Raw genomic sequence first — 10,592 nt, 5'->3', positions numbered from 1 at the left:
TCTGTTCCCTCTCTCGTTTCGATGTAGACGATAGCTTCAATCAGCGCTCGATGAATTGCTCTCATTATAACAATCGGGTGAGGGGTAAATCTGTGGGATCACGGTCGTGGGGTTTTTGGCACAACGTCTGAGGCATGGCGCGACGCCCGAACAAAGGCGGCGCTTCGTGCCAGATTGAAGGGATTGAATCACCAAAACGGGAACGTAACAAGGCCGCGGTTAGGCGTCGCCATCGCTGGCTTGTTCGCTTTTCAGTTGTCGTGTTTGGCGCCGTCGTCTGGATTGTCGGAGGGAGCTTCTCTCCGAACATGAGCGGCGTAAATAGGGATCACGAAATAGAGCACTGGTGCCCAGAGCCCTCCAAAGAGACCCAACGTAGTCCACGTGAGTTTTGGCCTGTTGTCGGCTGCAGCCATCGTGTGGAGCCAGACCGCCAACACAATGTTCACAATGAATGAGAGCACCGCCCACAATCCGATGAAGAACCTCCGACCCAGCTCCATCGTCTGAAGCTCCTCAGTATTCGGATAAAACAGAATCGCGTATCGGCCGCTAATCGTTACCACCAAGGAAGCGAGCACAGCTATCAACAGGGCCTTCGCTAAGCCCTCGAACTTGGGATCGTGCTTCTCCATTTTCTAGCGAACGTTTGAGCTGAGGCGATCCCGGTGATCTCACCGGGAAGGCTGCGGGGATCCAAGCAGCTTTCGAAGCTGGCGGCAAGAACTCAACACAACCGCTGAAAGGGGTCGTCCTCGAGCGCCTTGTTCTCGTTGGGCGGTCTTGGGGGCGGGGAGTTCTTCGCGGAGGCCGCGGTCCGCCACGGGAAAATTCCCGATCGAGCGCCGAGACCATCCCGAGAGACACTCCGAGCGGTGATGATGCGAAGCCCCGGCGGATCAGACAGACAATCTAACAGAGTCTGTCACGTGGCCGTTCCGAACTCTCCTGGCCGCTCCTCTGCTGCCCACCGCATGATGCTCGCTCCGGTCAGCAAAGCACTGGAAGCTCGAAAACCTCGATAAGCTCGACCTATCTCGGACTCGGTCTACTGCCACACCCTCAAAACCCAGAGGCTCTACATTCCACGAGAACGTTTGAGGACAGGCGGCGCCGGTGTACGATGGCGGCGCTCCGATCCGGTTGGGAAGATTGAATCACCAAAATGGAATTTCAACAAGGCCGCTGGTAGGCGTCGTCCTGATCCGGCTTGTTCTCCCCAATTTTTGGTGGGAGCGCCGTCGTTCCACGTTTGACGCCTTCGTCAGGATCATATCCCCATATCTGAATTATGTGTTTTGGGTGGAAGGCGACAAGATCATCTGCCTGCAGTAGAGCGGTGTGCTCCGGATCGCTATCGAGTCGGCCCATCATGCATCCTTTTCCGTTCCCGAGATATTCGACCCACATGTGCTCCGCTCGATAAACCTGCTCGTTTAGGAGATTTGGCTTCTCGTAAGAGAAAATCAGCTTCACAAGTTCGCCCTTCTTAATGCCGAATCTATGTTCATCAGCGGGGACTGGATGACGCAGGTGACTATGCTCTACCCACTTGTCGAACTCGACCAACTCAAGGTGGTATCCGTCCGGTTCCGGTCTGGCATATGGATAGGTCCGATCCATCTTTTCTTTGGGAGAACGTAAGATGTGGAGACGCGTCAGCCGCACTCCGATTCAATTGATGGCCTCAATAGATCATGGAACTCGAAATTTAACAAGGCGGCTTATCGGGCGTCGTCCTCTCACGGCTTGTTCTCGTTGCCCGTTTTCGTTGCGGCGCTTGCTTCCAGCCGACCGTAGTCTGCCTCGGGACAAATTCATTGGCTCGGTCTCAATCGTCCGACTCGCTCCAAGCTATGATGATGCAGAGCCAAGGCGAAGCGGACAAGCCATCTAACAGACCGTGTCCCGGGTTTCGGTCGGAACAACCTCAAATCGTCTCGGCTGCCAGACTCTCGGCAACCGCCTTACACAGCGAATCACCGACCTCTCATCATCACCCCTCCCGTTCGAGCACCCCTCGACTCCTCTGCTGCCACACCCACCAAACTCAAAACTCTAAATCCCACGAGAACGTCGAAGTCCTCTCACACCTGCCCGGGGGCGAGGCTTCGACTGTGGGTTGAAGGTTGAGTGGTCATGACGGATTGAACTCGCAGCGGGGCAGGTGTTGAGAGCGACGCCTTGTTCTGCATTGGTTTTCTTCTCAGAGGATGTAGCCGACTCTGGCATTCTCCGCATAGGCTCGCAAGGCTGCTGATGGAATGTCGGTAGCCAGAAATGCATCCATCGCCTCTTCGACTCGCTCGGGGTAGAAGCAGCTAAACTCGCCGTAACCGTGAATCGCAGCCTCCTGACAAGCCAAGTGCGGAAGTCTCAGCGTATCGGCCAGAACGGAGAACACGCAGTCAGCAAGGCGGCCTTCATCATCAGTGCCTTCCAAATACCCCAAGGCATTGATGTCCCAGAACATGTAGCACACCGAATTCAGGGCGGATCGTGCCACATGGTCGAGATGACTCAATGTCTCCGTGCAACGAGCCTGAAAGCAATCGCGGTAGAGAACGAAAATGGATCTTATCGCAGACAGCCGTGTGTCCATCCGCACCTTCGAATCCTTGAAGGAGAACATGTAGTCACTGCAAGCCGTGGAAGCCAGAAAGTAGATTCCTTGGTTCACTTGAGCGTCCGAAAAGCGGCTAAGATCATCGCCTGATCGGGTGAAAGTCTGCTCGATGAGAAGTGCGCAATCCTCTTCAGAGGCTTCAAACGTCGGTGCGTCAGTCGCCCAATGCCACTCGGGATTCGTGACCGGGTGATCAAAAACGAAGCGAATCCACTCTTCGTAGCGAGCATGCATTTCTTGCAGAACGTCAAAGCTGAGGCGATCCCGGTAACCTCGCCGGAGCGGCCACGAACAATCAATCAGGATCCGAAGCTGGCGGCAAGAACGTAACAAAGCCGCTGATAGGGGTCGCCCTCCAGCGACTTGTTCTGCGTTATTTGTTAGTCAACGATCGAGGCGGCAACCATCCTATCACGCTCTGGATCTGGACTAAGTCTATGCTCGCGAGCAAGCTTTTCAAGGATCTCAACAACGTCGTCCATGCTCTCGTCCTGAAACAGGGTGCGGCTCCAAATCTCAGCTGCGGCCCATCGGTAGTCGTAACCCTCATCAAGCTTCTCTTGGCTGAATCTATATGGGTTCCATTGGTGCACCAAGATCCCATTAATGCGCTCGACCTTTGACTCTCTCCAAAAGAAGGCTCCTACCGCAAACGCGACGATGATCACAACGATCATGCAGATGGCTAGGCGCTTCATTTCTTTGCAGAACAGTTTTATTCGTAGGCGTTCCGTGAAGGGTATCAGGAACGAACTTGAGGGGAGCTTGGCGGTGAGAACCTTGGTTTGACAAGGATTTTCGCGCCGCCGAGCCGGTATATCAGGGAGTTGGCTCGGAACGAAAAGGTCCGCTTGGACTGCGGGTGATATACCGGCTCCAAGTGATACCGGCTCCAAGTGCGGATTCGTGTTGGCGCTGTGTTGGCGCTCCGATTTTGATGGGGATGCTGAAGTGTCTTGTTCACAGAACTGTTCAAAAGATCAGTTCTGAATTGACTCCTTCATTTCCCTCATCTAGGGCTGAGCGTTATGAGTGCGTTGAAGTCTCGTTGGTGCTGGAGAAAGGATCTTTCGAATTTTCGTGGATTGTCGGATGGTGAGCGGTCGGGGTTTTTAGTGGCGCTGGAGTGGTTCGAGAATTTTCGGCTACGCTACGAGTTGCCGGCTGGAAGGGAGGCGGTGCGTGGGTTCTGGCGCTCGGAGGTTCTGCGCGAGGGCGCGGAGCGCGAGGACTGGCAGCTTGCCCAATGGGAGGCGGCTCTGCAGTGGTATCTCGATTGGTTGGAGGCTTGTGAGGAGGCGGGTGCGGACCACCGCAGCCTTCCGGAACGGGTTCGGATGGCGGTCTATTCCGCTGGTTCGCGAGTGGGGCTGGCGAGGCGGACGAAGCTTTGCTACGGCGGGTGGGTGGCGCGTTTTGGAAGATTTGCCGGTGGAGAGCGTGAGGCAATGAAGGTGGGAACGGCGACGCGTTTTCTGATGTCGGTGGTAGAAGACGAGGACTGCGCGTATTCGACGCAGAAGCAGGCTCTCAATGCCTTGGCGTTCTTTTTCAAGCAGGTCTGCGGGGTGGAGAAGCCGGTCTTTGATGTGAAGTTGCGCAAGACGGAGGCAAGGGTGCCGGTGGTGCTTTCCAAGGGGGAGACGCAGCGGCTTTTCGATCGGATGGAGAGCCGGGAAGTCCGCTATGCGCTGGCGGCGCGCCTGCAGTATGGGGCGGGGCTACGACTCATGGAGCTGGTGCGCCTGCGGATCAAGGATGTGGACTTGGAGCGCGCAACCCTGACGGTGCGCAGCGGCAAAGGGGATAAGGATTATCCTCTCCTCCGGAGACGATCCGCAGTTAGGAGGAGTGCTCCTCCGCACTCCTTGTGTGATAGGCGCTATCGCGCCATGGCGGTGGATGACGATGCTGCCAAAGAGCTTGTTAGAGGCAGTGGCGAAACAGGTGGAGGCAGCACGGGAGGTCTGGGAGGCGGACCGAAAGGCGGGGCTGGCCGGTGTGTGGATGCCCAATGCGCTGGCGCGGAAGTTCAGTCGGGCGGGCGAGAGCTTCGAGTGGTTCTGGCTTTTTCCGGCAATGAAGACGGCGGTGGACCCGGCGACGGTAGGCCGGAAGGAGACACCAGGAGGAATTCTGCGGCGGCATCATCTGCATGACAGTGTCTACAACCGGGCGATCCAGCGAGCGGCCTCGGCGACGGGAATCGAGAAGCATGTGACGAGTCACGCGCTGAGGCATTCGTTTGCGACGCATCTCTTGGAGGCGGGGGTGGATTTGAGACGGATCCAGGAGTTGTTGGGCCATCAGGACATTACCACTACAGAAATCTATCTGCATGTGGCGATGGGGGTGAGCGGTTTGGGGGTGACGAGTCCGCTGGATGGGTTCGAGGCCGCTGTGCGGCAGTGACGAGTGAGAAGTAGAAAGTAGAAAGTGAAAGGCAGCGCCTCACGCGGTTTCCCGCGGTTCGATCTGAATATTTTTGGACCAAGATGGATGGGATGGATGGAATGGATCGGATTCTCCGCCGCCAAGGCTGTGGCGGGACAGGTGGATCGGATTTTGGAGCTGTTGAGTTCGGCTTCAGGCGGGAGTTGAGGTCAACTATGATGACTATTGAGATCGTTGGATTTCGTTGCCTTTATCCTATAGATCTCATTCATCCTGGTCCCATGCTTCGCCTTGCAGGCTCTGGGGAACGCGGGGGGATTTTGTAGCTGTGGTAGGGAGGACGTTTGGCTAGCTTTCGATCCGATGAAGATCACAAAAGTGTGCTGCCAGGGCTGTGGGGCGGATCTGGAAGTGGATGAGGCGATTCGTTTCGTGAACTGCAACTACTGTGGTGCGAAGCTGGAGGTGATTCATGATGCGACGACGACTCATACGCGGCTGCTGGAGAAGCTGGAAAGGCAGACGGGTGAGATGGCAGAGGATCTCAAGGTGATCCGGCTTCAGAATGATCTGGAGAAGCTCGATCGCGAGTGGGACCGTGAGATGCAGGGTTTCATGGTCACCGGGAAAAACGGTGAGCGATCCATCCCTTCGGCGGGCGGCTCGGTGGTTGGAGGGGGAGTTGCGATTGTCTTCGGCGTGATTTGGATGAGCATCGCGGGATCGATCGGTGCTCCGGGGCCCTTCGTGCTGTTTGGACTGGTGTTTATCGGGTTCGCCTTCTTCGGGATGGTGAATGGTGCGACGAAGGCGAACCGCTATCAGGGTGCGCAGAGGCAGATGGAGGCGCGGCGCAGGGCGCTGATTGGCGAGATCGAGAGGGCGAAGCGCTGATGAGTCGATTCACTGGACCTTTCTGATCCGCAGGGGATCAGGACCGTATTTGTTAGGAAAGGGGGATCCTCTCACAAAGCCGAGTTCGATGGGGACCCAGACAAAGCCAAGTGGTGTGAGCCAGATGAGGAGCCACCAGGCGGATTTGCTGTGGTCGTGCCAGCGTTTGACCTGGAGGGCGATGATGATCCAAAGAGGGATCACGAGTGCGGTGATGGCCAAGGCTAGGAGCGGGAGGCTCGGTATGACGTAGTAGGTGTCATGTTGGCGAAGATCCTGAGGATTCAGGAAATCGATGAACACAAACCATCCGAGGCCCAGCTGGATCAATACTGGCCCCAAACAGAGCCAGAATGTGGCTCTCGTAATTCGTCCTCGAAAGCCAAAGAGGGTCGAAATTGCACTCCGATTGGGTTCGGGAACCTCTGGTCGATTCCCGCCCGGTTCCGGTTCGGAGTCTGATGTCGGCGGGGTGTAGGGATCCATGGGCATTTAGAAACCGGGAAGCGCGACTGAAAGTCGCCTTTCCATCCCATGGCGCTTGGGGAAAGCGCCCCTCCTTACACCGTTTCGAGGAAGCGACGCTGGGCGGCGGCTTCGGGGTTGGCGGGGTCGAGAGCGTTCTCTACGCGGGTGTCTGCGATGAGTTCATCACGGAACTTGGCAATGATGGCCTCGACTGGCCAGGAGGAGGCTTCTCCGAAGGCGCAAATGGTCCGGCCATCGATCTGGTAGGCCACGCTTTCGAGGGTGTCGATGTCCATGGGGGTGGCGAGTCCGGCGACGAGTCGATCGGAGATCTTGCGCATCCAGGTGGAGCCTTCGCGGCATGGGGTGCACTGACCGCAGGATTCGTGGGCGTAGAAGGCGTTGATGTTATTGAGGACCCAGGAGATTTTCCGGGAGTCATCGATGACGATCACGCCACCGGAACCGGCCATCGATCCACAGGCGGCGAGGGAGTCGAAGTCCATGGGAATGTCCCAGAAGGTGATTTCGCGGTCGGATCCGTCAGGGTTCTTGAGTTTGAATTTTTCGTCGGTGCGAAGGATTTTCGAGGAGGAGCCCCCAGGGATGACGGCTTTGATTTCGCGGCCGTCCTTTGGTCCACCGCACATGTCGTAAATGAGTTCGCGCATGGTGACCTTTCCGACTTCGACTTCGAAGTAGCCGGGATTTTTGACGTCGCCGGAGACGCAGAGGATGCGGGTGCCGGTGTTGCGGGCCACGCCGAGCTTGGCGTATTCGTCGCCGCCCATTTGGACGATGTGTTTCACGTGGCAGAGCGATTCGACGTTGTTGACGATCGTCGGGCACATGTAGAGGCCGAGGGCGGCGGGGAAATAGGGAGGCTTGATGCGTGGGTAGGCGCGTTTGCCTTCGAGCGATTCGATGAGGCCGGTCTCCTCGCCGCAGATGTAGGCGGCGGCGCCGCGGTGGACGTAGATTTCGACATCGAAGCCGGAGCCGAGGACGTTGTTGCCGACGAAGTTCTTTTCCTTCGCTTCGGCGATGGCCTTTTCGAGGATGATGGCGGCTTCAGGAAATTCCTCGCGGATGTAGATGTAGGCGACTTTGGCACCGACGGCGAAGCAGGTGATCACCATGCCTTCGATGAGCTGGTGCGGGTCTTGGTGGAGGATGTAGCGGTCCTTGAAAGTGCCGGGTTCGGATTCGTCCGCGTTGCAGATGAGGTAGACGGGCTTGGTGTTGTTAGGAGGAATGAAGGTCCACTTCACGCCGGTTGGGAATCCCGCACCGCCGCGTCCGCGCAGGCCGGACTTTTTGACTTCCTCGGTGATTGCCTTGGGATCCATGCCGAGCGCTGTTTTGAGCTGCTCGTAGCCGCCGTCGTTGAGGTAGGTTTGGATCGAGGGATCCCAACCGACACGATCGACGTTTTTGAAGATCATGCGGTGTTCGCGCGGATCTGGCTGCTTGCCTTCGAGGTATTGGACTTCGCTCACGGTTAGAAAATTAGTGGTTTCCGCAGTCGGAGGCGGAGTAGCGGTTCATGAGGTCGTGCGCTTTTTCGTCGCTGACACCCTCGTGGAAGTCGTCATTGACGAGCACAACAGGAGCCGTGCCGCAGGAGGCGAGGCATTCGGCAAACTCGACCGACCAGGTGCCGCAGGGAGAAACGGCGATGGGGTGATGATGAGGGTCGAGGGTGGTCGGATCGATCTTCATGAGTTCGCAAAGCCGATTCATCAGCTCGTAGGAGCCGCCCATGGCGCAGGAGAGGGTGCGGCAGACGCGGACGTGGAACTTGCCGGGAGCCGACTGGCGGAAGCCCGGGTAGAAGGTGACGACTTCGAGCACCTTGACGGGCTCGATGCCGATTTTGTCCGCCGTCCATTGAATGCCCTCTGCGGAGATGAATCCGTGGTGGTGCTGGATGAAGTGGAGGATCGGCAGGACCGCTGAGCGTCGTTGGTCTTCGGGGAACTGTGCGAGCCGCTTCTCGGCCTCTTCCTCAAGCTGAGGAGTGGCGGTGAATGGCGGAAAGTGCTTGCTCCCGGGAGTTTCCGGAGAGGCGACGGATGCTTCGAGGGTCGACTGACTCATTGTTGATGTTTACTCGTTGACGAGTTTCTCGAGGGCATTGAGATCCCGGTAGTTGCCGAGTTTGGTGCCATCGAGTTTGCAGACGATCACCGAGGGAATGCCGGTGACGCCGTGTTTGAACTCCTTTTTGAAGTCTTCAGCCTTCTTCAATTTCAATTGGGGCCAAGGCATTTCCTTGCTGACGGCGTAGCCTTCCATGGCGTCCTCATCGCTATCACTGGTGATCAGGACAATCTCGAAATTGTCGTTCTTGTGCTTGTTGTAGAACTCGACGAGTGAAGGGGTGAATTGCTGGCAGGGAACACACCAGGAAGCGGTGTAGTAAAAGACGTAGAGTTTCTCAGGCTTCGGAGCGTCGGCGACCTTCTTCAGTGACTTGCCGCTGAGGCGGACAAGGTTTCCGTCGAAGATCTCATCGAAGACGCTTTGCGGGCCGGCTTCTGCGGCCGCGATTTCTTCCGGTGATTTCCACTCGTTGAGGCGCTTGGCATCGGCTTCGGTGAGACCTGAAGCGGCAATTTTGACGCTGCGACCGTTGCGCATTTTGAACTCCCCGGTCTTTTCCCCATCGATTTCGGTGACGTTCTTGAGCTCGAGCTCGGCACTGCGACCATCGGAGCTGGTCCAGGTTTCGAATTCAGCCATGGCGAATCCGCCGAGCGCGAGGGAGCAGAGTAGGATAGTGGTTTTCATAGCATCCGGGGGTATATGCTTAACGATCGCATTCGCCCATCACGAAATCGAGTGAACCGAGAATCGCGGGGATATCCGAGACCATGTGGCCTGGCAGCAGCTTTGAGCAGAGCGAAAGGTTGCAGAAGGAGGGGCTGCGGATTTTCAGGCGGTTGGGAACGCCGCCACCGGTGGAGTGAATGTAGAATCCGAGTTCGCCCTTCGGGTTCTCCGCGCCGAAGTAGACTTCGCCGGCCGGGGCATCGATGCCTTGGGTGGCGACGATGAAGTGGTGGATGAGCTCCTCCATCGACATCAGCACGCGCTCCTTGTCAGGAAGCATGCTCTTGGAGTCGGCGAGATTGACCGGGCCATCGGGCATGGTGTCGAGCACCTGACGGCAAATGCGGATCGACTGCTTCATTTCCTCCATGCGGACCTGATAGCGGGCGTAGCAATCGCCTTCGTCAGCGACGACGACATCGAAGTCGTATTTTTCGTAGCCGAGGTAAGGGTTGTCCTTGCGCAGGTCGCGGGTGGCTCCGGAAGCGCGGAGGTTTGGTCCGGTGAGGCCCCAGGCGATGGCTTTCTCTTTCGAGATCACGCCGATGTCGGCCATGCGGTTGATGAAGATCTTGTTCTTGTCGAGAAGTCTGCCGACTTCATCGATGGTCACCTCGCATTCACTGAGGAAGGTGCGAACGGCGTCGGGGAAGCCCGGAGGCATGTCACGGACCTGACCCCCGACGCGGGTGTAGGAGGTGGTGAAGCGGGCACCTGTGAGTTGCTCGCAGAGGTTGTAGATCTTTTCGCGCTCGGTGAAGGTGTAGAGGAAGACGGTCATGGCGCCGACGTCCATGGCGCAGACGCCGACTCCGAGCATGTGCGAGGAAATGCGGGCGAGTTCGCAGCAGAGGACGCGCACGGCCTGGCCACGTGGTGGGAGTTCCCAGCCCATGAGCTTTTCCACGGCGCAGGCGTAGGCGACGTTGTTGGCGAGGGGGGCGAGGTAGTCCAATCGGTCCGTGTAGGGGACGAACTGATTGTAGTGCATGTTCTCGGCGATTTTTTCGTCGCCACGGTGAAGGAAGCCCACATCGGGGTCGGCCTTTTCGATGACTTCGCCATCGAGCTCGAGGATGAGGCGCAAGACACCGTGAGTCGCTGGATGGGATGGGCCCATGTTGAGCACCATCTTTTCACCCATCAGATCATCGGTCTCGGCCTGATAATCTGCGGCTTTAGCGGCCACATCGCGGGCTTCGTATTCGGTCGTGGAGCTGCTCATGAGACTTACGGACGGGCGGAATGAGGCCTCAGGATTGGCCGACGGGCAAGGGGTTTGTGAAAAATTTCACAAAGTCGCCAAGGGCTGGTGGGGAAGCGGTGCGCTTGGAGGTCGCCATTCCGAGTCGAGGTGCCTTGGGAAACGCGCCAC

Annotated in this window: 12 protein-coding genes; 3 read left to right on the top strand and 9 right to left on the bottom strand. The window is 57.4% G+C overall.

The features are described from left to right. Positions 1-251 precede the first annotated feature (251 nt). The 4 genes from ACFQY0_RS04090 to ACFQY0_RS04075 all read right to left on the bottom strand — a co-directional run bounded on the left by ACFQY0_RS04090 (position 252) and on the right by ACFQY0_RS04075 (position 3,324). Positions 252-635, bottom strand: coding sequence for a hypothetical protein (locus ACFQY0_RS04090; protein ID WP_379709387.1), 384 nt, complete (start codon positions 633-635; stop codon positions 252-254). Between the two features lie 538 nt (positions 636-1,173). Then, positions 1,174-1,623, bottom strand: a complete 450-nt coding sequence (locus ACFQY0_RS04085) for a hypothetical protein (protein WP_379709384.1) — start codon at positions 1,621-1,623, stop codon at positions 1,174-1,176. 583 nt (positions 1,624-2,206) lie between these two features. Continuing rightward, positions 2,207-2,860: a hypothetical protein gene (locus tag ACFQY0_RS04080; RefSeq protein ID WP_379709381.1), complete on the bottom strand. Its 654-nt coding sequence runs from the start codon at positions 2,858-2,860 to the stop codon at positions 2,207-2,209. 146 nt (positions 2,861-3,006) lie between these two features. After that, the gene (locus ACFQY0_RS04075) at positions 3,007-3,324 is read right to left on the bottom strand and encodes a hypothetical protein (protein WP_379709378.1); all 318 of its coding nucleotides are present in this window, start codon (positions 3,322-3,324) and stop codon (positions 3,007-3,009) included. A gap of 330 nt (positions 3,325-3,654) precedes the next feature. On the opposite strand from ACFQY0_RS04075, the gene ACFQY0_RS04070 reads away from it, so the two are divergent. The 3 genes from ACFQY0_RS04070 (at position 3,655) to ACFQY0_RS04060 (ending at position 5,914) form a co-directional block, all read left to right on the top strand. Next, on the top strand, positions 3,655-4,785 hold the full coding sequence (locus ACFQY0_RS04070; RefSeq protein WP_379709375.1) for a tyrosine-type recombinase/integrase: 1,131 nt from the start codon (positions 3,655-3,657) through the stop codon (positions 4,783-4,785). After that, complete coding sequence (locus tag ACFQY0_RS04065; RefSeq protein ID WP_379709372.1) at positions 4,706-5,038, top strand: tyrosine-type recombinase/integrase; 333 nt, start codon at positions 4,706-4,708, stop codon at positions 5,036-5,038. Before ACFQY0_RS04070 ends, ACFQY0_RS04065 begins: the two co-directional genes overlap by 80 nt. A 345-nt stretch (positions 5,039-5,383) precedes the next feature. Continuing rightward, the gene (locus ACFQY0_RS04060; RefSeq protein ID WP_379709369.1) at positions 5,384-5,914 is read left to right on the top strand and encodes a TFIIB-type zinc ribbon-containing protein; all 531 of its coding nucleotides are present in this window, start codon (positions 5,384-5,386) and stop codon (positions 5,912-5,914) included. Between the two features lie 9 nt (positions 5,915-5,923). Here the strand turns inward: ACFQY0_RS04060 and ACFQY0_RS04055 are convergent, their stop codons facing one another. From ACFQY0_RS04055 to nuoD, 5 genes are all read right to left on the bottom strand, one after another. Then, positions 5,924-6,400: a DUF805 domain-containing protein gene (locus ACFQY0_RS04055; protein ID WP_379709366.1), complete on the bottom strand. Its 477-nt coding sequence runs from the start codon at positions 6,398-6,400 to the stop codon at positions 5,924-5,926. A 74-nt stretch (positions 6,401-6,474) separates the two neighbouring features. Continuing rightward, entirely contained in the window at positions 6,475-7,827 is a 1,353-nt protein-coding gene (nuoF, locus tag ACFQY0_RS04050) for an NADH-quinone oxidoreductase subunit NuoF (protein WP_379709411.1), read from the bottom strand. Between the two features lie 64 nt (positions 7,828-7,891). After that, entirely contained in the window at positions 7,892-8,482 is a 591-nt protein-coding gene (locus tag ACFQY0_RS04045; protein WP_379709363.1) for an NADH-quinone oxidoreductase subunit NuoE family protein, read from the bottom strand. Positions 8,483-8,491: 9 nt separating this feature from the next. Then, positions 8,492-9,175, bottom strand: coding sequence for a thioredoxin-like domain-containing protein (locus tag ACFQY0_RS04040; protein WP_379709360.1), 684 nt, complete (start codon positions 9,173-9,175; stop codon positions 8,492-8,494). A 19-nt stretch (positions 9,176-9,194) separates the two neighbouring features. After that, the gene (gene nuoD / locus ACFQY0_RS04035) at positions 9,195-10,442 is read right to left on the bottom strand and encodes an NADH dehydrogenase (quinone) subunit D (RefSeq protein WP_379709357.1); all 1,248 of its coding nucleotides are present in this window, start codon (positions 10,440-10,442) and stop codon (positions 9,195-9,197) included. Positions 10,443-10,592: the final 150 nt, after the last annotated feature.

The organism is Haloferula chungangensis, from assembly GCF_042664875.1.
GTDB classification, from domain to species: domain Bacteria; phylum Verrucomicrobiota; class Verrucomicrobiia; order Verrucomicrobiales; family Akkermansiaceae; genus Haloferula; species Haloferula chungangensis.
Note: the sequence above shows the minus strand (reverse complement) of the source record. Positions and strands in the feature narration are given on the sequence as shown.

Bases quoted from the DNA above. Each gene is read 5' to 3' on its own strand.
- ACFQY0_RS04090 (WP_379709387.1), bottom strand. From the start codon at position 635: ATGGAGAAGCACGATCCCAAGTTCGAGGGCTTAGCGAAGGCCCTGTTG.
- ACFQY0_RS04085 (WP_379709384.1), bottom strand. From the start codon at position 1,623: ATGGATCGGACCTATCCATATGCCAGACCGGAACCGGACGGATACCAC.
- ACFQY0_RS04080 (WP_379709381.1), bottom strand. From the start codon at position 2,860: ATGCATGCTCGCTACGAAGAGTGGATTCGCTTCGTTTTTGATCACCCG.
- ACFQY0_RS04075 (WP_379709378.1), bottom strand. From the start codon at position 3,324: ATGAAGCGCCTAGCCATCTGCATGATCGTTGTGATCATCGTCGCGTTT.
- ACFQY0_RS04070 (WP_379709375.1), top strand. From the start codon at position 3,655: ATGAGTGCGTTGAAGTCTCGTTGGTGCTGGAGAAAGGATCTTTCGAAT.
- ACFQY0_RS04065 (WP_379709372.1), top strand. From the start codon at position 4,706: ATGAAGACGGCGGTGGACCCGGCGACGGTAGGCCGGAAGGAGACACCA.
- ACFQY0_RS04060 (WP_379709369.1), top strand. From the start codon at position 5,384: ATGAAGATCACAAAAGTGTGCTGCCAGGGCTGTGGGGCGGATCTGGAA.
- ACFQY0_RS04055 (WP_379709366.1), bottom strand. From the start codon at position 6,400: ATGGATCCCTACACCCCGCCGACATCAGACTCCGAACCGGAACCGGGC.
- nuoF (WP_379709411.1), bottom strand. From the start codon at position 7,827: ATGATCTTCAAAAACGTCGATCGTGTCGGTTGGGATCCCTCGATCCAA.
- ACFQY0_RS04045 (WP_379709363.1), bottom strand. From the start codon at position 8,482: ATGAGTCAGTCGACCCTCGAAGCATCCGTCGCCTCTCCGGAAACTCCC.
- ACFQY0_RS04040 (WP_379709360.1), bottom strand. From the start codon at position 9,175: ATGAAAACCACTATCCTACTCTGCTCCCTCGCGCTCGGCGGATTCGCC.
- nuoD (WP_379709357.1), bottom strand. From the start codon at position 10,442: ATGAGCAGCTCCACGACCGAATACGAAGCCCGCGATGTGGCCGCTAAA.